Here is a 22,404-nt window from a genome sequence, read left to right as displayed (position 1 = left end):
AAAGCGCAGAGTAAATGCCACCTGCATTGCTCTAGGCTTCAACACCTGCGGCGCTTTAACCGCAGGAATCTTCAAAGTAAAGCTCTCGTGCTGGCGTTAGGATAAAATTTACGTTTGAGATAGCCCTCAGGGCGCTTACCATAGATAAAATCTTTATAACTTTTGCAACAAAGTGACCCCACGTTATGAATCGAGTTGAATCCCTGCCGGTACAGGATCACATCAACCTAAGGCCATTGGCCGTAATTCGCACCCCATACCAACAGAAGTTCGCTATTCCTAGGCAACCGAACCTGGTTGATGCCGCCAGTGGCGAAATTGTATTTCACACGGAATTTAGCGATCCGAACATATTACGGGGTATTGAGCAATTCAGTCACTTGTGGCTGTTGTTTCAATTTCACCAAACAGTGGAAAAAGGTTGGTCCCCCATGGTGCGCCCTCCTCGTCTCGGCGGAAACAAGAAACAAGGCGTGCTGGCCACACGCAGCACTTTTAGGCCAAATGCTATCGGAATGTCTGTTGTTCAATACGATAAAGTCGTGCATAAAGGCGGGCGCTTAAGCCTGCATGTTAAAGGGGTTGATTTACTTGATGGCACGCCAATCATCGACATTAAACCTTACGTACCTTGGGCTGACAGCATCCCTGAGGCAAAAGGTGGTTTTGCCACCGAGCGCCCTACCCTGATGCCGGTATATTTTGAAAGCCAATCTGCCAAGCAGTTGGCCCACTGGCAAGCCAATTATCCTATGCTTAGCGCACTGATCGAACAAGTACTAGCGCAGGACCCACGCCCCGCTTATAAAGCCGAGCAAGACAGCAACGAAGAGTATGGAATGAGCCTTTATGATCTGAACATACGTTGGCGAGTCAGCGCTAAGGCCAACTATGTGATGAGCATTACGCACAATCACGAGCCGCAAGCGCATAAAGATTAACAAGATTTACTGTTTAGGGACTTTAGCCCAGCCTGTGTGGCTGGTAGAATAGCCGCCGATTTCTAACCTATACCTAATTGAGAAGCTCACGCCAATGCGCACAAGCCAATATTTATTATCGACCCAAAAAGAAACACCTGCTGATGCAGAAGTCATCAGCCACCAGCTTATGCTACGTGCAGGCTTGGTTCGCAAGCTAGCATCAGGACTTTATACATGGTTACCCACCGGCTTGCGCGTGTTAAACAAAGTCGCTCAAATCGTACGCGAAGAAATGGATCGTGCCGGTTCGTTAGAAATATTGATGCCTGTCGTGCAACCTGCCGATTTGTGGCAAGAGTCTGGTCGCTGGGACGAATATGGCCCTGAGCTTTTACGCATAAAAGACCGTCATTACCGAGACTTCGTATTAGGTCCAACTCATGAAGAAGTGGTCACCGCCTTAGTCAAAAATGAAGTAAGCAGCTATAAGCAATTGCCATTGAACGTTTACCAAGTTCAAACGAAGTTTCGCGATGAAGTTCGCCCGCGTTTTGGAGTCATGCGTGGTCGTGAATTCACCATGAAAGATGCTTACTCGTTTCATTTAAGCGATGAGTGCTTGAACAAAACCTACGATGACATGTTCGCAGCATATTGCCGTGTGTTTGAACGTATTAACCTAGAATTTCGCCCAGTGATTGCCGATAACGGCTCCATTGGTGGTAATGCCTCCCACGAATTCCACGTGTTGGCTGACTCAGGTGAAGATGATATCGCCTTTAGTAACGCATCAGATTATGCCGCTAACATCGAAAAAGCAGAGGCGCTAGCCCCGCAATTTTCACGCCCGGCCCCCAGTGCTGAACTCACCAAAGTGGCCACGCCAAATGCGAAAACCATCGAACAGGTCAGCGCGTTACTTAACATACCTGCTGAACAATCAGTTAAAACCCTAATAGTACTGGGTGAAGCAGATGACAAGGGACAGCAAGGACTTATAGCACTTGTGCTGCGCGGGGATCATCAATTAAATGAGCTCAAAGCAGAGAAAATAGACGGCGTTTATGCTCCGCTTACTATGGCCAGTGAAGCGCAAATTGAAGACACTATCGGTTGCTCAATCGGCTCTATTGGGCCGGTTGGTTTAAACATACCTGTTATCGCTGATCGCAGCGCGGCGGTATTAGCAGACTTTGTGTGCGGCGCGAATGAAAATGACGTGCATTACACTGGCGCTAACTGGGAGCGCGATGCAAAAGAGTTCCAAGAAGCGGACATTCGTAATGTACAAGCCGGAGATCCATCGCCAGATGGTCAAGGTACTCTTGAGATCAAACGTGGTATTGAAGTTGGTCACATATTCCAGCTCGGCAGTAAGTACTCAGAAGCATTGAACTGCGGTGTGCTAGATGAAAACGGCAAGCATCAAGTGCTTAATATGGGTTGTTATGGCATTGGGGTTTCCCGTATCGTGGCCGCGGCGATTGAGCAAAATCACGATAAGTACGGCATTATTTGGCCTGATGCAATAGCACCTTTTAAAGTTGCGATCGTACCGATGAATATGCACAAATCCCATCGTATACAACAAGTTGCAGAAGACTTATACGCCCAACTTAAAGCCGCTGGTGTCGAAGTATTGTTCGACGATCGTAAAGAGCGCCCAGGCGTGATGTTTAACGACATGGAGTTGGTAGGTGTACCGCACACGATTGTTATCGGTGAGCGTAACCTTGATGAACAAAAAGTCGAATACAAAAACCGTCGTAGTGGTGAAAAGCAGCTCATTGATATCCCGCAGTTGGCGGAATTTGTTTCCACGCTGTAATCGCCAATATAGGGCGTGCTTCAGCGACGGGGTCAAACACACCCAACGTTGAACAAATCCAAAACAAATGCAGAACAAATGTAGAAAAATAAAAGCGCACTCACACTGCGCTTTTTTATTGCGTTTTTTCAATCCGCCGCGTAAAAACTCCCAACATACCCGTGTATAAGATTAAGGCTTATTGAAAGCACGGTTTAGTGCTAATCTTCAACAATATCAACCGTGAGAAACACGCTACTTGCTGCGCTACCATTCGTTTTGCCCGCCTGTAGCACTGAATAATTGAGTATATAGATGCGATTAACTTTTTACGGCGTTCGAGGCTCGATACCTACCCCAGGAGCTGAGTATATTAAGTATGGCGGTAATACAGCCTGCGTACACATCGAGCTAAACGACGGCAATGACATCATCATTGATGCGGGCACAGGTATTCGCACATTAGGCCAGAAACTCGCCGCGAAAGAAGGGGATATACACTTATTATTGACTCACAATCACTGGGATCACATCCAAGGCTTCCCCTTTTTTACGCCTATATACCAACCTAAGCGCAATATTTTTATCACCCCAGGACAAACGACTCTAGCTGAGCACGACAATATTTTACGCCAAATGAGTGGTAGCTACTTTCCCGTTCAGTTTAATACCTTACCTTCGGCTATTGCTCTTGAAGCAAAGCCTGACAATCTGCGCCAATGGCACATAGGTGAGGCAAAAATTCAGCGTCAAAAAATTAATCATCCAGGTGGAGGCAGCGCATATTGTATTACCGCCGATGGCAGTAAAGTGGTATACATTACCGACAATGAATTGTATCCCCCCTACAAGAAAAGCACTGACTTTCTCGATTGGGTAGAATTCGCCCGTGATGCAGACTTAGTCATTCATGATGCTCAGTACATGCTGGCTGATATGCCAGGTAAAGCGGGATGGGGTCATTCAGTGGCCGAAGAAGCGGTAAAATTGAGTATGGCATGTCGTGCTAAACGTTTAGCTCTGTACAGTCACGATCATACACGCACTGACGATAATATTGCTGCCGTAGAAGCCCACTGCCAAGAGCTAGTGGAAATAGCTCAAGCTGATCTCGAGCTATTCGCTGCAGCAGAAGGTATGAGCATCGCTTTGTGATAGAAAAGGCAGGATCCTAATACACCATGCATGAACGTAATCATTACGCGTTGCTTTTATCCGGCGGCGGCGCAAGGGCCGCATATCAATTGGGCGTGCTGAAGTCTATCAGCACTTATTTACCTAGAAACCAAGGGATACCCTTTCCCATTGTGTGCGGAAGTTCAGCTGGGGCAATTAATGCCACAGGACTCGCATGCTATGCATCTTGTTATCATTTGGGTATTCGCAAGTTAGAACATGTGTGGAAAAATTTCACCACTCGGCAAGTATACGGCAGTGGAATACGAGATGTGTATTCACATCTAGCGCAAAGTTATTTCCGCAGTTTTCAGTCCACTTTAAATCAAAAGCAAGCCAGTAGTTTATTGAATAACCAACCTCTGCGTAAACTCATTCGTAACCGTTTGGATTTCAAACGCATTGATAATAACGTGGCAAGAGGATATTTACGGGCAATCAGTATCAGTGCGTCAAGCTATAGCACCCACGATTCAATTAGCTATTTTCAAGGGCACCAAGATATACAGCCTTGGCATAGGCAGCAACGCCGGGGAATAAAAACCGCTTTGCATAGCGAGCACTTAATGGCGTCATCAGCCATTCCGTTAGTATTCCCTCCTGTTAAACTAGACGGGGAATTCCTTGGTGACGGCTCAGTCCACCAGCTTTCGCCTCTTAGCCCTGCTATCCATCTTGGCGCTCAGAAGATATTCGTAATAGGTGTGGAACAACCCGAACGAGCTCCGCGCTTTACTGACGTTATTCATTATCCGAGTAGCTTAGAAATTGCTGGGCATTTACTCGATACTATTTTTGCCGACACCTTGCGCTCTGATTTAGAGCGGTTGCATCGTATCAATCAAACGCTGGAACAATTAGATGCCGAGCAACGCCAAAAGAGCGCGCTCAAGACGATTGATTGTTTAGTGATTAATCCTAGTGTGACGTTTAACGACATGGCAGCACGGCACTTTCATCAAATGCCATCAGGCATTAAATCACTGCTAAAAATAATGGGATTACATAACAATGCGGATTCCTCGATACTCAGTTACCTTCTGTTTGAAAAAGAATACTGCAAAGAGTTAATCGCGCTAGGCTTTAAAGATGGCCTAGCAAGAGCGGAGGAAATCCGTCATTTTCTGACAATATAGCGCGTTTAGGATTTGGGTAAACCCTTGTCGCTAAGTTGAGTTTCAGGTTAATCTTTCTGGGCTTCACCACGTAATTTTAGCTGTAACCCTTTAAGGAAATTGCGCAAGAACTGGTCTTGGCATTCGCGGTAGTGGCGGTTACCGGGCTTACGGAACAAGGCACTCAACTCATGCTTAGACAGACGAAAGTCACTCTTGTCCATAATGGCCAGGATATCTTCAGCTTGCAGATTAAGCGCAATTTTCAGTTTCATTAAAATAATATTATTCGTTAGCACACGCTCTACCGGCGCAGGTGCACCCTCGCGTTTACCCCGTTTTAAGTTAATCAAACCGTTTAAAAATAGCGCGAACTGTAAATCTGTAATGCGAACAAATTCAGGCTCTTCTTCTTTTCGCAACCAGCTGTGTAATTGCGCAGTGGTGGCTGGGTATTCAGCCTGAGCGAAAACGTCAAGCATTTGTTTATCGTTAAAATCGAAAATATAGCGGATACGACGCATCACATCGTTATTGATCATGGGGAATTCCTATTTGTTCACTGGACTCAATGTGCTCATCGAGCTTTAATTGGCGCTATCATACGCATGTTGCCGCTAAAGCACGATCAAAAGTGTTTAGGGAGTTAAACAATTGGCAAATAAATATCTATGATGGTCTCATTTTCAGGTACGTCGGGGAACCCTTGGACTCGCTCCACAAATAGAGGTGCATTTCTTATCTCATAATCCTCATTTAGGGATATCGTTTTATACAACTCATCGATACTCTCGCTTAACAGCCTATCACTGCTATTATGTCGAAAACGGGCACATCGCCCGCTGCCGATAACGCCCTGCTGTACAGCATAATCATTCGGTTCAACGACCTTCCTTATGGAAGCTGCAACATCAAAACGATATTCCTCCTTGGGAACATCTCTAGGGTCATTGTATAAAATGTTGTATGTCTTGCTAGTGCGAGGTGAAGGTCCGTACTGCTTTCGCCATTGAATAAATTGCGCGACGGTTTTCATGACACCTTCAGGGTCGCCCTCATGGGTTAAAAATGCGATCGCCGTCCGAGGAAAATCAATAACCTGTATCTGCTGTAGTGGAATGTTCTTACTGCTTATGTCAGTCATGTAAGCACCTCGTATATTTACCTCTTTGTTGTTGGCGTGTTTACCATTATTTTCGTTCACGGTGAGCATCTTTATACAGGATGAATGAGTCGTTGGGGTGAGCTCTTCAAAATAGCTAACATTGGCTGGCACGCCCACAATAGCTTGATGAGTGGGAATGGCATGAGACTTTCTAACATACTCAACAAATTGCTTTCGAAATACCGACGGGGCTTGATGAAACTGACGCTTAAATGCACGGGTAAAGCTCTGATGATGACTAAACCCGCAGCTAAGCGCAATATCAAGCACAAACATTGAAGGGCGATACTGCAACTCATATATGGCTTTACGTAACCGCGTTAACAACACATATTCGGCAACGTTATATCCTGTGTACAGAATAAAAGCGCGTTGAAAATGAAAAACGGAAAAACACGCAACATCGGCCAAATCCGTTGCGAGCAGCGGTTGGTCAATATGCTCATTGATATACGTTAGAACGTTTTCAATTTTAACCTTGCTACCTTGTGGTCGCTTAATGCTATGCAAGCTGTCCATGAACACCAATGCCATATTGTTTAAGGTAAGCTAAGTTTGTCGCTTTATAACGGGTAAAACTTAACCATTTCTGCGCTTTACTATTATCAAAAGAGTGTTTGCAGGATTACTGCTCGTGTATCAGCTGGGTCAATTACCGCATCAATCTCAAGCACACTGGCCACTTCTGTAGCTTGGCCATTTGCATATTGCTTAGCAACGAGTTTTTCAAATAACGCTTGGCGTGCGATAGGGTCTTCTTGCGCCGCGAGCTCTTTACTGAAGCCCAATTTAACGGCTCCTTCTAGGCCCATTCCGCCAAATTCGCCAGTAGGCCATGACAACATATAGTGAGGTTTCATGGTACTACCTCCCAATAACGCTTGAGCGCCTAGGCCGTAACACTTGCGTATTGCTACAGCAACTAACGGCACAGTGAGCTTAGCGCCTGAGGTAAACAGCTTGGCTAATCTGCGCACGGCCCCGCGCTCTTCATGTTCTGGCCCCACCATAAAACCTGGGGTATCACATAAACTCAGCAGCGGGATTGAGAACTCATTACAAAATTGCATAAATTCAGCCGCTTTCTCTCCAGCTTCTACGTCTATCGCTCCCCCGAGCACCTTGCAGTCACTCGCCAATATACCTACGGGCCGTCCCTTGAGTCGTATGAATCCTGTGATAATCGCTCCCCCGAAATGACGCTGTAACTCGGTAAAGCTGTCGTTATCAGCCAGTATATTGATAGCTTTTCGCATATCGTACACAAAGCGGCGGTCATCGGGCAGTACGTCTCGTAATCTGGCTTGCTGCGCGTCTTTATCAGCCTGTTCTTTCTCTGAATATGTGATTGGGCCTTGAAAATACCCCAAACAGCGTTTTGCTAGATAGGCGGCGTCAGCTTCATCCGCTGCGACTATGTCCACCACACCATTTTTAGCTTGCGTTTCTATAGGGCCAATTTCTTTTGCATTGACCACGCCTAGGCCACCACCTTCGATCATGGCTGGGCCAGCCATTCCTATCCATGACTTTTTGGTTGCGATTCGAATATCAGCCGCACCGAATAATGCCGCATTGCCGGCAAAGCAATAACCGTTGGCAACGCTAATACGCGGCACGACACCACTTAAAGCAGCCCAGCTTGAAAATGATGCGCACTGGAGCCCCGAATTAACTATGGTGATATCGGTATCGCCGGGCCGCCCGCCACCGCCCTCGGTAAACATAATGATAGGCAGAGTCTGCTCTTGCGCCACAGCCAAAATACGGTCTAGCTTTTGATGGTGAAAGAACCCTTGGGTGCCTGCCAGCACGCTGTAGTCATTAACGATGAGGGCCGTTTTATAACCTGCTGTCGCTTTCACTAATGACAACGTTTGACGATTGACCTCCCCTACACCTGTGATGATGCCATCAGCAGCGGTGGCAGTTTTCAATTCTTGGTAGTCTCGTCGCTGACGCTGCGCCGCTACCGCAAACTGGCCGTACTCCATAAAGTGAGCACCTTCGCACAGATCTTCAATATTTTGCCGGGCACTTCTAAAACCCAGTGCTCGTCGCTTGGCAATGTGCTGATCTCGAGCTTCGTCCGATGTCATGGTTTGGCGGGCTTCGAAAGCAAGCAGGGCCTTGTGCGTGCTAGACATAGCACTTGCCTGTGCTTCTGAGGACACCATGTTGGGCTCATCCTCTATCTCTAACAATATCTGCTTAATCACCACTTCATCATCTATGTTGACGTGCAGTCGTTTGATAACACCCGAGTGCGTAGCCACTACAGGCAACACCGTTCCCATAACTTGTAAAGTCAACAAAGGTTGGCCTTGAGTAACGGTTTGCCCTTGGATGATAAAAATGTCAGATATAACAGCGATAGAACTAGCGGTAATAGTATGAGAATGGGACATAATACTTCTTCAATAAAAGGTAAAAATCACTATAAAGCGGTAATGAGCAAAACGGGAACCGCACTTGAAAGCAAGTTGATTCCCAACGATTACATAACAAGGCAGCCATCAATCGCCTTCCAGTAAATAACGTTCAGCACGTTCGACTCGCCTAGGCTTTCCACTGATCACCAGCACATCGCCCGCTCTTAGCACCATATTCATCGGTGGACTTTCCATTTCAATATTGTCCCTGCGTAGGCCTTTAATTTTGACTCCGGAGCGATTTACATTGAGATCAACCAATGCTCTACCCGCCGCATAGGCGTTGGGCGCAACGATCACGGCATGTAAAAACTCTAGCTTATCTTGCTTTTCGTAACTCAATTCGGTGGTTTCACCAGGAAAGAAACCGTGCATATTGCCATATTGTCCCTTTCGCTCTTTACGCACGCGCTTCAATATACGCGACATAGGGATACCCGATAAATGCAAGACTTGGGAAACTAACATTAAGCTCCCTTCGAGAATTTCAGGTACTACCTGGCTCGCTCCTGCCTTGTATAGCTCATTCATACGATAGTCTTTACGAGTACGCACCACTATCGGTAAATCAGGATATAAACTAGATATAAGCTGAATAACCGCCATGGCTTTGTTGTGCTCATCAAATGTGATCAATACTAACTTAGCACGCTCTATACCCACCGCCTTTAAGATGTCGTTTTGCCGAACATCTCCAAAGTAGACAGGCTGTCCAGCACTTTGGCTCTCTTGCACGCGCACGGGATCAGCGTCAACCACTAAATAAGGGATCGCCTCGCTTTTAAGTAACCGACTCACTGACTGACCGACTCGACCAAACCCCATGATAATCACATGGTCATGCATCAGTTCATGCTTTGCCGCAACCGAATCGATTGCTTCAAATTCAACTGGGGGCGCATTCACCATACGCTTTGCAAAATCGGAACTACGGGTCACTAACCAAGGGGTCATTGCCATGCTTAAAATCCCAATACTGAGGATCAAAGAACCCACTTGAGTTGATAAAATATTGTGATCAACCGCCAAAGCGGCGATGACGAAACTGAACTCCCCCATCTGGCATAACTTAAAACCAGCAGCCCAAGCGTCTTCTTTGGGTACACTGAATAATCCGCCAGCCAGACGAATAATGAAGACTTTAATCAACAACATACCGGCCAGCCCCAATAGCGCCCAATGCCATTGAGCCAGTAAATCAGTCAGGTTTAGGCGCATGCCAATTGTGATGAAGAACAGCCCCATCAAAATATCGCGAAACGGGCGAATATCCGCTTCTAACTGATATTTATATTGGCTCTCGCCTAACATCATACCGGCTAAAAATGCGCCTAGGGCCATCGACAACCCAAAAGAATACGTTAGACCTGCTGCCATTAACGCCACCAAAATGGTGGTTAACACGAACAACTCATCCGTGCGAGTTTGCGCGACTTCGGTAAAGACTCTCGGTAGGATCCATTTACCTACGGACATAAGAATGAAAACCACCACTATGCCCTTCACGATAGAAAGCGCAATCGCCATACTTAAGCTTTGCCCGCCGTCCATTGCCAGAAGAGGCACAACGATAAGTAAAGGCACAACGGCCAAATCTTGAAAAAGTAGAATACTGACCGCCATTTGGGCGCGAGATGTATTTAGGATCCCCATGTCATTTGTTTGCTTAATAACGATGGCGGTAGACGATAACGCGACGATACTCCCGACTATGATGGCAGCTGGTAGCTCTACGCCCAAAAGCATACTAATCCCCATAAACGCAAGAGTAGTCAGGAGCATTTGTCCTAAGCCCACCCCAAACACCATTTGGCGCATGGCGATCATTTTTGGCAGAGAGAATTCCAAACCAAGAGAGAACAGCAAAAACACCACCCCGAGCTCGGCAAATGTTTGCATATCTTCAGGGTGTTCAAATAAAGCAAGTAAATCAGGGCCTGCGAGGATCCCGCAAAAGAGGTACGCCAAAATAGGCGGCAAGTTTATGCGTTTAAATAACCAGACACTGGCAACCGCCACCGCCATCAAGAGTAAAATATTTGCAAAAATCCCATGCATTACAAGGGTTACCACCTCTTAGCTAGATCAATTCCATTTTTAGGCATGAATACTGCTATGTATCCATCGTTATCGTAATCGGTGCGCTATTTTTAGCGGAAGCGCCAATATTTTGGCAGGAGTCAATAGTGGAACAACTCAATCAACTTTATGAACAGCATGTAGGTGAAAATGTGTTTAATCCGAGCCATTACGCGCCGGTTTTAAATCAACATGAGCTCAGTGCGTTCTTTCAAAAGTGGTTAACCACAATTGACTTAGCTGTTCTTAGCGAGTTGTTTTTCGAACAACTGCAAAATACGTTACCTCTGTGCGGATTAAAAATCCAGTGGAATCACAGTGATATCACCCACGGTACACTCACCAATAAACCGTATAATAAGCGCTTAGCCGTGCGTCAGGGGGATAAAGAAATCGCCATGATCCACTATTCACTGTCTCGCACTTTGGCTGTGCGTGAGTGGCAAATACTACAACAACTGCACATGCTGTTTAAGAACCCGCTAAAGAACGGTTTAGAGTACGAGCGCATCAAACTAGTTGCTACCAGAGATAACTTGACGGCACTGGGAAATCGCAGCAATTTTGATGACACCATGCACCGTTTATTCAGCCAGGCGAAACGCCAACCTTGTCAGTTCGCTTTGCTGGTTATTGATCTTGATAAATTTAAACAAGTGAATGATCAATTTGGTCATACACAAGGAGACAAAATACTCATCACCTGTGCCCAAACAATCTCAGCTTGCTTGCGAGAAACCGACTTTGCCTTTCGTTTCGGTGGCGACGAGTTTTGTTGCCTGTTAACCGACACATGCATAGATTCCTGCCAGCAAATAACCCAACGTATTCAGCTGGCCTTTAAAGAAGATAGCCTGCTTGCTCAGCACTACATTAGTTGCAGTATTGGTAGTGCCATTTATCAAGACGATGACACACAGCATAGCCTTTTCATGCGCGCAGATGCCGCCATGTACCGCAATAAAAAGTAACTCTTTTTTAGCTATCTCAAACCTTTATAGCTATATCAAACGTTGGTGTTATTAAACGCGCTGCAAAACACAAGCGCCACTTCACTTTCTGAATAGTTATCCATACCCAAAAAATGATTGAGCTTATTCATCGTTCATTATAACGTTGGGCATATAACAACGAGATAGAAATGAGCATCATAAAATGGATGTAGTTTGATTAAGATCCCCCCGCAGCCACCTGTCAAAGAACTGAATGTCTTGGTCATTGATGGGCAATCACTTGTACAAGATACGATAAAATCTGCTTTTCTAGAAATGGGCATCGAAAACGTTCGTTGTGCTCAAAATGCTTTTTATGCTCTGCGGCTCTGTGAACACATCTCTTTTGATATTATTCTCGTGGCGTTTGATGTGCGCAGTGATAAAGATGGGTTTAACCTACTCGAAGAAATGCGCTTTAAAGGGTATATCGCTAAGACCACCAGCGTTGTCTTTCTCAGCGCTGATACATCTGCCGAACTCGTTAATTGCGTGATAGAATTACAACCAGATGATTTTTGGGTTAAGCCGTTGGACAAGTCCCGAGTGGCACAACGCATCAATTATATTCTGAAAGTCAAAAGTCAGCTGTATCGTTTGAATTATTGCTTCGATCAAGAAGAATACCCAAGCGCCATATACCTTGCTCAGCGGCAGCTACAAGACGCATCTTTAGTGCAGTACTATCCACAGATTAATCGCTTGATCGGTCGTTGTTTATTCAATTTGCAAGAATATGCTGATGCAGAAGCTTTTTATCGGCAATTGCTCACGCAATATGATTATGGCTGGATTGTAGTAGGGCTATTAAGGTCCCTACTCAAGCAGGACAAAATAGACCAAGCAATGACCCTTGCAGATGAGTTGTTAGACCGAGACGACGCGCGCTTCGCCACCTATGACACACTCACCGAGTACTACATAGAAAAAGAGAATTACGAGAAAGGCTACGAGCTTATTAAAGAAGCGAGCAAACTGGCACCACGCAATATACAGCGTCACCGTAAAGCGTGGGATTTGGCTCGTTTAAACCATGATCCCTTTGGCCAATACACTGCCACTCAGAACATGGCGAAATACGCCAAAAACTCTATCCATGACACGCCTGATCTACAGCTCAATGTCATCCGTTCAGGTATTGATTTAGCCAGTACGGCTTCTAATACGCAAGCGCAAAAGTTATTAGCTGACATGGAACGAAAAGTAAGTAAATTTCAGCAAGATTTTACTCACGTTAATGACTTCAAAAGCCAATTAACGGTTTTACAAGCTCGTTTGCTGAGCTTGGGAGACAACAAAAAACAAGCGGAAGAGTTGATGCAAACTCAAGGCGAAGTCAATAGCTGGCACTCGGTTGAAGATAACTTAGACAAGGTAAAGGCGTTTCACGAAGTCGGCCAACGAGAGCAGTCCTTGGCGATCCTAGATAGAATGAAACAACAAATTCGTGGTAATGAATTTGCCAATCAAGTCATGTCTGAATATATTGATCAAGAGCGTAATGAGCGTAGCGAAATTCATCACACCCCTAAAGAGCTCGCTGAGATGGCGTCTATTCATTATAAAAACAAACGCTTTGCGCCTGCTTATAAGCTCTTAACCCAAGCGATGCAACTCGCCCCCAAAAACCCGAACATTGGTCTGAGTTTACTGAAGGTATTAGCGAGAATAGCCCAAGATGAGGGGTTAAATGAAGAACAGAAAAGCGGTTTAAAACACTGCAAATCGTTGTTGAAAACAGCTGAGCTCTCTGCCCAGCAAAAGCTTAAACAAGCGCAATATATTGACGCTATCAATCAGCACCTGTCACGACAATAGTGATGCGCCGCGCCAAAAAATGCGTCGCGCCAACAGTAATTTTTCTCGTCGATAGTAGTCCGTCACGGCTTTAATAATAACTATTGAGTCTTTAAGCAAGGGGTTACTAAAGCTAAGCTGTCGATTGAAAAGTGATGGCTAGACAGAGCCGCTATCTTCACGTATCAGCCCCTTTTAGGATTACATCCAAGACAAGTTAATACGTTCCCTCCCCCCCCTCATGATACTCAGTGCTTATCAAAAAAGTCTTTGTTGCGTATGTACTTATGCATGTAATGATAAGAAATAGGTGAGATAAGCCAGCTGGTAAGTGTTTTGTATAGCCGCACTGACGGCCGAATGTTTTCGTATATTCGCTCATTATGCAGCCAAAGATTACGCCCCACATGTTTAAATATGCCCGGCAGAGGCGGTAAAAATGTAATGATATCTAGATCGCAACAGATACGATAAGTACGGCGGTGCAACATATAATGCTTATTAAAGCTTCTGAATCCCGTAGATGGCTGTCCGAACGTCACGACTCTGCGCACTGGTGTCTCAAAACGCCGCTCAAGCCAATCTGCGGTTAAAATAGCCATCGCCCCGCCGGATGAATGGCCAGTTAAACTGATCCGCTTACCGCTCGCAATTAAAGGGGTCAGTACCTTTTCAATCTGCTGATAAATACTCAATGCCTCTTCTTCAGGCACCGCTCCTGCTACTTTTTGATTGAGCAACCTATCGTAACCGTAATGAATGTAATAAACGGTCTTGTTGAAACGCTTGCGCTTAGGGAAGCAACACAAATTTGTCAGCCAGTCGCTCAGCACTTGAGAGCCGCGAAAGACAACTATTACTTCTTTCTTTTTGTCTTGCCACAAAATACGCGCCAATACATGCCCCTGCCTGTTTTTGATGGCGACGTGACCGTGCTCAGCGAATCCTAACGCCACATGATCAAAGGTTTTTGGATAAGCCAGCTTGCACAACACTGCATAGCGTTCGTATTGGTAGCGTTTGAGTTTTTTCAATCAATAAGAAGGCGTTAGTGAGTTAATGTTTGCAGGCTACCCGTGCATTGTGACACTTCCATGACTCAGCATGTCAATTGTGTATCCAATTGTTATGAATTAAAGGTACGAACAAATAGATAGGCTGAATTCAACGCAGCGGACTTTCTGTTACCCACCCTACTTTTGGTATGTTAGGGTGCCTGATGAATCAAGTTTTTTTTGTGATGCAGCTTTGTACTGAATTGATTTTCCAGCAACAAACCGACCACGGATGAGCAAGCCGATGATCTGCTCGCCGTGCCTGATGATCGCAATGTTCGTGCGCTCCCAAGGAGGTATCTTCCACTCTTTGAACCATTGCTTCAACGGCTTAGATTGAGGTGCATCTTGCGGTGTAAAGCGCTGAGAAAAGCCGCCAAAGACCACGCTTACTGGGGCAACATCAAGATTATCTATGTTGAGGCTGTCATCGCTTACTTCGGTTAATTGCCCACGTTTTAGCTCTAATTCCCCTAAGGATAAGGGTAATTTTTCTACTTCATATGGCTGTATAACCGTTTCATATGGACTTATCTGCTCAGGAATGGTTATCACATAAAGCGCATTTTCAAAACGCCTGAATTGCCATTTTTGCCACTGTATCACTGGGCTAGCATCTTGCGCGGCTAACAGCAGCTCCTTGCTTAACTGTGCCAGTATTGCTTGGCTTGGACTGAGAATACTCTGGGTATCTAGCCACATGCGCACCACTTGCAAACGCCATGGCTCAGTCAATGCCAAGAGAAGCTCAACAGACAAGGTGTTGTTTGGGTTTCGCAGCGAGAGTAGTTTTTCTTGTGTTACTTCATCTAATAACGCTTGCTGCTGTGCGCATAACTGAGCGCTGCGGGAAACCGACTGAGCAAAGTGTGGCCAACGCTGATGTAAAAGCGGATTAATATCTCGGCGAATAAAATTACGCTCAAAGTCGACGTTTTGATTCGACTCATCTTCTTGCCACACCAGCGCTTGTTCATCAGCATAACGATGAATCTGCGCTTGGCTTATCTCTAGCAAAGGTCTAAAAAAATGTACTTGCTCTTGCGGTGTCGAAGGTTTAACGCGAGAAAAAAGACGCCCCATACCACTTAAGCCTTTTGGGCCAGCGCCACGTTTTAGTTGCAGTAATACGGTTTCTAACTGGTCGTTTTGATGCTGTGCTAACGCTACAACACTGCCTGGCGGCGCTACTTCGACTAATTTGGCATAACGCGCATCTCTTGCTTGTGCCTCAATCCCGTTCCCGCTCGCTACATCAACAAATACCTTGGCGCTATGAAACTCGACTTCAAGTTCACTGCACACAGTGGCACAGTGCTGCTGCCATTTATCGGCATTATCACTCAACCCGTGATGAATATAGAGAGCACTCAATTGAAACGATGAAATGTCAGCTTGTTTTAACTGCCACAAAGCATGTAACAGCACATGAGAGTCAATGCCAGCACTGTAAGCAACAACAAGGCGTAGAGGAGATGGGTGGGAGCGTTTCAGTGCAGATACTTGCGCTGCTAAATGGTCGAATAAAGACATATCTGCCAATGGGTTGCTAACAACGTCAGCGCGAGTACATGTTTGTAAAAGCGCTGAACATAAACAGCCTGCTTACACAGGCAGCTAATCTATTTTTTAACAGTAACCAAACGACATGAGTCGCTCGTACCGTTGATCGAGTAACTCTTCAACAGACAAGCTTTTTAGTTGAGCGAGTTGCTGTTTAATGGTCGCTTTCAGATTAGCCGCTGCAACGTCATGATCACGATGCGCGCCACCTAAAGGCTCCTCCACTATGCTGTTGATCAAGCCTAGCTCTTTAATTTGTCCAGCAGCTACGCCCATCGCTTCTGCGGCTAAAGGGGCTTTGTCAGCACTTTTCCAGAGGATTGACGCACAACCTTCTGGTGAAATAACGGAATAGGTACTGTATTGCAACATATTAACACGATCGCCAACACCAATTGCCAATGCGCCACCCGAGCCACCTTCACCTATCACCGTACAGATAATGGGCACTTTGAGTCCGGCCATCACTTTTAAATTGCGGGCAATGGCTTCACTTTGACCACGCTCTTCAGCGCCCACTCCAGGATAAGCACCGGGGGTGTCGATAAAGGTAATGATAGGCAAATTAAAACGCTCAGCCATTTCCATTAAACGCAACGCTTTACGATAACCTTCAGGCTTAGGCATACCAAAGTTACGTTTGATTTTCTCTTTGGTATCGCGGCCTTTTTGGTGTCCAATGACCATAATAGGCTGCTCATCTAACATGGCTAAGCCACCGATGATTGCTTTGTCATCGGCGAAAGCGCGGTCACCTGCCAACTCATCAAATTCGCTAAAAATACGGGGGATATAATCCAAGGTATACGGGCGCATTGGGTGACGCGCAAGTTGCGATACTTGCCATGCCCCTAAGTCTGCGAATATTTTTTTGCTCATTTCCGCGCTTTTTTCACGCAGTTTTGTGATTTCTTCCTCGATACTAATATCGAATTCACCGCCTTGATTAACCAAACGCAATCCTTCAATCTTTGCTTCAAGATCAGCGATTGGTTTTTCGAAATCCAAAAAATTCAAGCTCATTCCACACCTAATTTGTTTATTCGTGAACAGACGTTATATCTGTCAAAATCAATGAAACACCAGCTCTACATGCTCTTTACCGAACTGCTGCTGTAATTCAAAAAGTAACTGATCCTCAGGGGTAACGTACCACTGGGCACCTAACGCTAATGTTACCTCGGCATCCGGATGCACAACATGGGCTTGTACCGGACAGCTTCCGCCTTGATAAGGCGCTAATATTGCTTGCAGTTTAGCGAGTGTTGAGGCATTACACCAGCTCGATTCAAACTGCATACTTAACCATTTTGCGTTCTTTTCCCTCGCCTGAACTATGTCCATGGCATCGCGGGCGCCTATTGTATTGCCCCCGGAAAATTCATCAAAGCTGACCTGTCCACTTACCACCAATATTCGGTCAGATTGCAGTATTTCCTCGTATTGTTCAAACAGATCGGGGAAAAAACGTACATCTATCCTAGCACTTTTATCATCTAATGTGACAATGCCCCAACGTCGACCTCGTTTATTGGTCATCACCCGTACGCCAATAACTAACCCTACCGCGTATGATACGACATCTTTATGGGTCGGTTTGAGATCAATCAAGCGACCCGTACAGTAATGTTTAATCTCTTGGGCATATTGGTTAATTGGGTGTCCCGTTAGGTAAAGCCCTAATGTGACCTTTTCGCCGTCTAACCAGACTTTCTCTGCCCAATGTGGCACTTTAGCAAACGCTTGCTCCACTTGCTCAGGCTCTGTGGTTAGCAGGCCAAACATATCACTTTGCCCGTGGGCCTCGGCTTTAGCGTGTTGATCTGCGGCAGATATTGCTTCCGGTAAGGTGGCCATAATAGACGCTCGATGTGGCCCAAGGTTGTCCAGTGCGCCAGCGTAAACGAGTTTTTCAAGCACTCGCTTATTGATCCGTTTAGTATCCACTTTTGCACAGAAGTCGAATAAGTCTGTGAATTTTTCGTGGTTTTCCCGCGCTTCAATGATCGCGGCTATAGGGCCTTCCCCCACACCTTTGATGGCTCCGATGCCATAAACAATTCGCCCCTCGCTATCAACGGTAAACTTGTAGCTACCTGCATTGACATCAGGTGGCAATAAGGTAATTCCCATTCGCTGACATTCGTCGACTAAGGTCACGATTTTATCTGTGTTGTCCATATCAGCGGACATTACCGCCGCCATAAATTCAGCAGGGTAATGGGTTTTTAACCAAAGGGTTTGATAAGAGACCAAGGCATAAGCAGCAGAGTGAGATTTGTTAAAACCATACCCAGCGAACTTTTCTACCAGATCGAAGATTTTAATCGCCAACTCAGGGTCAATGTTATTGTTTTTGGCGCCGGTCTCAAATGACTCTCGCTGTTTGGCCATTTCTTCGGGCTTTTTCTTACCCATGGCTCGGCGAAGTAAATCTGCCCCCCCCAAACTATACCCAGACATTTCCTGAGCTATCTGCATAACTTGTTCTTGATACAAGATAATGCCGTATGTCGGTTCTAGAATTTCTTTCAAGCATTCATGTTGGTATGTGGCATCGGGATAGGAGATTGCTTCTCGACCATGTTTACGGTCGATAAAGTTATCCACCATGCCTGATTGCAAAGGACCCGGTCTAAATAGGGCTACCAAGGCGATAATATCTTCAAAGCTATCGGGTCGAAGGCGCTTGATCAAATCCTTCATACCGCGGGATTCAAGCTGGAAAACAGCTGTGGTTTCAGAGCGCTGTAAGAGTTTAAAGGATTTCTTATCATCCATCGGAATCGCCAAGATGTCGATATCGACGCCTTTACCGGCGGAAATCATATCGATGGCCCACTGAATAATGGTCAGTGTACGTAAGCCCAAGAAATCAAACTTAACCAGACCTGCCGTTTCAACATCATTTTTATCAAATTGCGTGACTGGGTTTTTCCCCTCATCATCACAGTATAAGGGCGCGAAATCGGTAATTTTATCTGGCGCGATAACCACACCACCGGCGTGTTTACCCGCGTTACGAGTTACCCCTTCAAGAATTCGCGCCATATCGATGAGATCTTTGACTTCTTCATCGTAGGCGTAAAGCTCCGGTAATCGCGGCTCTTCTTCAAATGCTTTGGTTAACGTCATACCTGGCGTAGGTGGAATAAGCTTTGAAATACGATCAACGAAGCCGTAAGGGTGACCCAAAACTCGCCCAACGTCGCGCACAACGGCCTTCGCAGCCATGGTACCAAATGTGATAATTTGCGATACCGCATCACGACCGTACATTTCAGCAACGTGATCAATCACTTCGTCGCGTCTGTCCATACAGAAATCGACGTCGAAATCCGGCATGGAAACCCGCTCAGGGTTCAAGAATCGCTCGAACAGCAAATCAAATTCCAGCGGATCCAAATCCGTTATCCCTAGTGCATATGCCACCAGTGAACCAGCACCTGACCCTCGTCCCGGGCCAACTGGAATACCGTTATCTTTACTCCACTGAATAAATTCCATTACGATCAAGAAGTAACCGGGAAATCCCATTTGGTTGATTACCACTAACTCAATCTTTAATCGTTCATCGTATTCTGGGCGTTTAGCAAGGCGTTCTTCTTCGTCAGGGAAAAGAAACGCTAAGCGTTTTTCTAACCCCTCTTCAGATACTTTTACTAAGAAGTCTGCGATGGACATATCGCCCGTAGGGAAATCTGGTAGGAAATAAGTGCCCAGTAGTACTGATACATTACAACGCTTGGCAATCTCAACTGTGTTCTCAATCGCTTGGGGAATGTCGGCAAATAGCTCACACATTTCCTCGCTGGTGCGCATATATTGTTGTTCACTGTACAACTTAGGACGACGTGGATCGTTCAGTGTGTAACCATCATGAATGGCCACGCGAATTTCGTGTGCTTCAAAGTTATCAGGTGAGATAAAGCACACTTCGTTTGTGGCCACCACGGGCAAGTCATGTTGCCCCGCCCACTCCACCGCTCGGTGAATATAGTCTTCTTCGCCTAAGCGCCCTGTGCGTGTTAATTCTAAGTAGAAACGGTCAGGAAAATGCTGCTGGTAAAAGGCGGTAGCCTTTTCAGCTAGGCCAACATTGCCTTTGGTTAGATAAACCCCTAAGTCGCCCATACGGCCACCCGAAAGGATGATCACCCCTTCACTATGCTCAACCAACCATTCTTGGTCTATAACGGCTTTGTCTTGCACACTGCCGCGCAGATACGCTTTAGAGATGAGCAAAGTGATATTTTTATAGCCTTTGTTATTAGCGGCTAACAACGTCAAGCGAAAAACATGATCTTCTAGGGCATCTGACTGCACCCAGAAGTCCGTACCAATAATGGGTTTAATGCCGTTTGAATGGGCCTGCTCATAAAATTTTACCAGGCCACACATGTTCATCTGATCGGTTAACGCAACCGCAGGCATATTGAGTGATTTTACATGGGCAATCAGCGGTTTTACTTTATTCAAACCGTCTAGCATTGAATAGTCGCTGTGGACTCTCAAGTGTACAAATTTACAATCAGACATTTAGTTTCCTGCCAACTGCCCGCCACGTTGCATTAACGATAATTGCACGGGTTTGAAGCTCATTCGGTACTGAGATAAAGGGCCAAGTTCAGCCAGTTTTTCTAGGTGCGCTTTTGTGGGGTATCCCTTGTGCTGAGCGAAACCGTATTCAGGGTGAGCATTGTGTAACTCGCTCATTTCCGCATCTCTGGTCACTTTCGCAATAATTGAAGCCGCTGAAATTTCAGCAAATAGGCTATCACCTTTTACCACCGCTTCACTGGCATAATCCCAATTAGGACAACGATTACCGTCTACGCGCACAAACGTGGGCTGGGTTGCTAGCCCTTGCACTGCTCGCTTCATAGCAAGCATGGTGGCATGCAGGATATTTAACTCGTCAATCTCTTGCGGTGACGCTCTGCCTACACAGACCGCTAATGCGTTCTGCATGATGATATCAAACAGGGCGAGACGTTTTTTCTCTGATATTTTCTTTGAATCTGCTAACCCAGCAATCGGTTTGGCTGGGTCAAGGATAACAGCGGCGGTTACCACATCGCCCACCAAGGGCCCGCGGCCAACTTCATCGACACCTGCAATTAACTGGGTCATTTACTTGCTCTCTTGATTGGGTTCTATTAGCGATAACACCGCTTTGGCCGCTTGGGCATCTGCATCTTGCTTGAGTAACCCATGAAGTTCAGTAAAGCGGGCGACTAACGCAGCTTTCTGATCTTCACTCTGGTTAAAGTAGTGCAATAATTTGCCGGCAATATTCTGAGGGTTAACGTCTTCTTGCAATAATTCGGGGACTAACTCTTCATCCGCTAAAATATTGGGTAATGCAAAATATTTAGCAATATATAAACGCTTCATCATTTGGTGGGTTAGCCAGCTCATACGATATGCTACCACCATAGGGCGTTTGCATAGCATGGCTTCTAGCGTCGCTGTCCCCGACGCTAGCAATACAGCGTCAGAAGCTGTCATCACTTCACGAGCATGGCCGATAACCACTCGGTAATTTACGTCAACCAAGTGCTCTCGCATATAGTCTTCAACTTGACGTTTGCGCTCTTTGTTAACCACTGGGATGAGCACACATAAATCGCTTACGTCTTTGGACAATAGTTCTGCGCTTTGCATAAAAATATCGAGCAGCAAGCTCACTTCACTGTGGCGACTACCAGGCAACAAGGCCAATACTCGCTCGTCTGGGTGTACTTTTAATGCTTTACGTGCAGCACCTTTATCAGGCACCAAAGGGATGCCATCTGCCATGGTATGGCCTACAAATTGGCATGGGATATTATGCTTATCGTAGACCTGCTTCTCAAACGGAAACAAACTCAAAACCAGATCGGTTGCTTTGGCAATATTGAACACGCGCTTCTCGCGCCAAGCCCAAACTGTGGGGCTGACGTAATGCACGGTTTTAATACCCGCTTTTTTAAGAGGTAACTCTAAGCGTAAGTTAAAATCTGGGGCATCAACACCGATAAAAATATCTGGGGGATTGGCGATAAAATGTTGATATAAACTTTTGCGAACAAACAACAATCTGCGAATACGCGATAACACTTCAACGAGTCCCATCACAGATAGTTCTTCCATGTCGAATATCGTTGTACACCCTTGCGCTTGCATGCGTGGACCGGCTATCCCTTCAAAAATGGCATTGGGATATTGCTGCTTAATACTGCTGATTAATCCGGCGGCTAGTATGTCGCCGGATGTTTCACCGGCAACTATTCCTACTCTAATGGCTTTTTCGCTCAT

General features: G+C 45.8%; 16 protein-coding genes. 6 read left to right on the top strand and 10 right to left on the bottom strand.

Annotation, left to right across the window (positions count from 1 at the left end):
- Positions 1-185: 185 nt before the first annotated feature.
- The 4 genes from tsaA to AC0VYA_RS06120 all read left to right on the top strand — a co-directional run bounded on the left by tsaA (position 186) and on the right by AC0VYA_RS06120 (position 5,042).
- Positions 186-941 carry a tRNA (N6-threonylcarbamoyladenosine(37)-N6)-methyltransferase TrmO gene (gene tsaA / locus AC0VYA_RS06135; RefSeq protein ID WP_475490400.1) on the top strand — a complete coding sequence of 252 codons (756 nt, stop codon included), beginning with the start codon at positions 186-188 and terminating at the stop codon, positions 939-941.
- 94 nt (positions 942-1,035) lie between these two features.
- On the top strand, positions 1,036-2,751 hold the full coding sequence (locus AC0VYA_RS06130; RefSeq protein ID WP_475490399.1) for a proline--tRNA ligase: 1,716 nt from the start codon (positions 1,036-1,038) through the stop codon (positions 2,749-2,751).
- 294 nt (positions 2,752-3,045) lie between these two features.
- Complete coding sequence (locus tag AC0VYA_RS06125) at positions 3,046-3,885, top strand: MBL fold metallo-hydrolase (protein WP_473479165.1); 840 nt, start codon at positions 3,046-3,048, stop codon at positions 3,883-3,885.
- Positions 3,886-3,911: 26 nt separating this feature from the next.
- Entirely contained in the window at positions 3,912-5,042 is a 1,131-nt protein-coding gene (locus tag AC0VYA_RS06120; protein ID WP_475490398.1) for a patatin-like phospholipase family protein, read from the top strand.
- 47 nt (positions 5,043-5,089) lie between these two features.
- Here AC0VYA_RS06120 and AC0VYA_RS06115 read toward each other — a convergent pair whose 3' ends face one another.
- From AC0VYA_RS06115 to AC0VYA_RS06100, 4 genes are all read right to left on the bottom strand, one after another.
- Positions 5,090-5,563, bottom strand: coding sequence for a YehS family protein (locus tag AC0VYA_RS06115; RefSeq protein ID WP_011574123.1), 474 nt, complete (start codon positions 5,561-5,563; stop codon positions 5,090-5,092).
- A gap of 104 nt (positions 5,564-5,667) precedes the next feature.
- Complete coding sequence (locus AC0VYA_RS06110; protein ID WP_475490397.1) at positions 5,668-6,705, bottom strand: AraC family transcriptional regulator; 1,038 nt, start codon at positions 6,703-6,705, stop codon at positions 5,668-5,670.
- 86 nt (positions 6,706-6,791) lie between these two features.
- Positions 6,792-8,594 carry a carboxyl transferase domain-containing protein gene (locus AC0VYA_RS06105; protein ID WP_475490396.1) on the bottom strand — a complete coding sequence of 601 codons (1,803 nt, stop codon included), beginning with the start codon at positions 8,592-8,594 and terminating at the stop codon, positions 6,792-6,794.
- A gap of 108 nt (positions 8,595-8,702) precedes the next feature.
- Positions 8,703-10,676: a cation:proton antiporter domain-containing protein gene (locus AC0VYA_RS06100; protein ID WP_473479153.1), complete on the bottom strand. Its 1,974-nt coding sequence runs from the start codon at positions 10,674-10,676 to the stop codon at positions 8,703-8,705.
- Between the two features lie 128 nt (positions 10,677-10,804).
- On the opposite strand from AC0VYA_RS06100, the gene AC0VYA_RS06095 reads away from it, so the two are divergent.
- On the top strand, positions 10,805-11,668 hold the full coding sequence (locus AC0VYA_RS06095; protein ID WP_011574119.1) for a GGDEF domain-containing protein: 864 nt from the start codon (positions 10,805-10,807) through the stop codon (positions 11,666-11,668).
- Positions 11,669-11,965: 297 nt separating this feature from the next.
- Positions 11,966-13,507 (top strand): response regulator, encoded by a 1,542-nt coding sequence (locus tag AC0VYA_RS06090; RefSeq protein WP_475491039.1) that lies wholly within the window; start codon positions 11,966-11,968, stop codon positions 13,505-13,507.
- A 227-nt stretch (positions 13,508-13,734) separates the two neighbouring features.
- Here AC0VYA_RS06090 and AC0VYA_RS06085 read toward each other — a convergent pair whose 3' ends face one another.
- The 6 genes from AC0VYA_RS06085 to lpxB form a co-directional block, all read right to left on the bottom strand.
- Positions 13,735-14,520 (bottom strand): lipase family protein, encoded by a 786-nt coding sequence (locus AC0VYA_RS06085; RefSeq protein WP_475490395.1) that lies wholly within the window; start codon positions 14,518-14,520, stop codon positions 13,735-13,737.
- Between the two features lie 159 nt (positions 14,521-14,679).
- Positions 14,680-16,074, bottom strand: a complete 1,395-nt coding sequence (tilS, locus tag AC0VYA_RS06080) for a tRNA lysidine(34) synthetase TilS (protein WP_475490394.1) — start codon at positions 16,072-16,074, stop codon at positions 14,680-14,682.
- Between the two features lie 96 nt (positions 16,075-16,170).
- Positions 16,171-17,127 (bottom strand): acetyl-CoA carboxylase carboxyl transferase subunit alpha, encoded by a 957-nt coding sequence (gene accA / locus AC0VYA_RS06075; RefSeq protein ID WP_006992121.1) that lies wholly within the window; start codon positions 17,125-17,127, stop codon positions 16,171-16,173.
- 48 nt (positions 17,128-17,175) lie between these two features.
- The gene (dnaE, locus tag AC0VYA_RS06070) at positions 17,176-20,643 is read right to left on the bottom strand and encodes a DNA polymerase III subunit alpha (RefSeq protein ID WP_011574115.1); all 3,468 of its coding nucleotides are present in this window, start codon (positions 20,641-20,643) and stop codon (positions 17,176-17,178) included.
- Positions 20,644-21,237 (bottom strand): ribonuclease HII, encoded by a 594-nt coding sequence (gene rnhB / locus AC0VYA_RS06065; protein WP_011574114.1) that lies wholly within the window; start codon positions 21,235-21,237, stop codon positions 20,644-20,646.
- The gene (lpxB, locus tag AC0VYA_RS06060; RefSeq protein ID WP_011574113.1) at positions 21,238-22,404 is read right to left on the bottom strand and encodes a lipid-A-disaccharide synthase; all 1,167 of its coding nucleotides are present in this window, start codon (positions 22,402-22,404) and stop codon (positions 21,238-21,240) included.

This window comes from Paraglaciecola sp. QJM3NY_14, from assembly GCF_056173245.1.
Note: the sequence above shows the minus strand (reverse complement) of the source record. Positions and strands in the feature narration are given on the sequence as shown.

What these genes read in the sequence shown, in the direction of transcription:
- tsaA (WP_475490400.1), top strand. Translation starts at nt 186, where the DNA reads ATGAATCGAGTTGAATCCCTGCCGGTACAGGATCACATCAACCTAAGG.
- AC0VYA_RS06130 (WP_475490399.1), top strand. Translation starts at nt 1,036, where the DNA reads ATGCGCACAAGCCAATATTTATTATCGACCCAAAAAGAAACACCTGCT.
- AC0VYA_RS06125 (WP_473479165.1), top strand. Translation starts at nt 3,046, where the DNA reads ATGCGATTAACTTTTTACGGCGTTCGAGGCTCGATACCTACCCCAGGA.
- AC0VYA_RS06120 (WP_475490398.1), top strand. Translation starts at nt 3,912, where the DNA reads ATGCATGAACGTAATCATTACGCGTTGCTTTTATCCGGCGGCGGCGCA.
- AC0VYA_RS06115 (WP_011574123.1), bottom strand. Translation starts at nt 5,563, where the DNA reads ATGATCAATAACGATGTGATGCGTCGTATCCGCTATATTTTCGATTTT.
- AC0VYA_RS06110 (WP_475490397.1), bottom strand. Translation starts at nt 6,705, where the DNA reads ATGGACAGCTTGCATAGCATTAAGCGACCACAAGGTAGCAAGGTTAAA.
- AC0VYA_RS06105 (WP_475490396.1), bottom strand. Translation starts at nt 8,594, where the DNA reads ATGTCCCATTCTCATACTATTACCGCTAGTTCTATCGCTGTTATATCT.
- AC0VYA_RS06100 (WP_473479153.1), bottom strand. Translation starts at nt 10,676, where the DNA reads ATGCATGGGATTTTTGCAAATATTTTACTCTTGATGGCGGTGGCGGTT.
- AC0VYA_RS06090 (WP_475491039.1), top strand. Translation starts at nt 11,966, where the DNA reads ATGGGCATCGAAAACGTTCGTTGTGCTCAAAATGCTTTTTATGCTCTG.
- tilS (WP_475490394.1), bottom strand. Translation starts at nt 16,074, where the DNA reads ATGTCTTTATTCGACCATTTAGCAGCGCAAGTATCTGCACTGAAACGC.
- accA (WP_006992121.1), bottom strand. Translation starts at nt 17,127, where the DNA reads ATGAGCTTGAATTTTTTGGATTTCGAAAAACCAATCGCTGATCTTGAA.
- dnaE (WP_011574115.1), bottom strand. Translation starts at nt 20,643, where the DNA reads ATGTCTGATTGTAAATTTGTACACTTGAGAGTCCACAGCGACTATTCA.
- rnhB (WP_011574114.1), bottom strand. Translation starts at nt 21,237, where the DNA reads ATGACCCAGTTAATTGCAGGTGTCGATGAAGTTGGCCGCGGGCCCTTG.
- lpxB (WP_011574113.1), bottom strand. Translation starts at nt 22,404, where the DNA reads ATGAGCGAAAAAGCCATTAGAGTAGGAATAGTTGCCGGTGAAACATCC.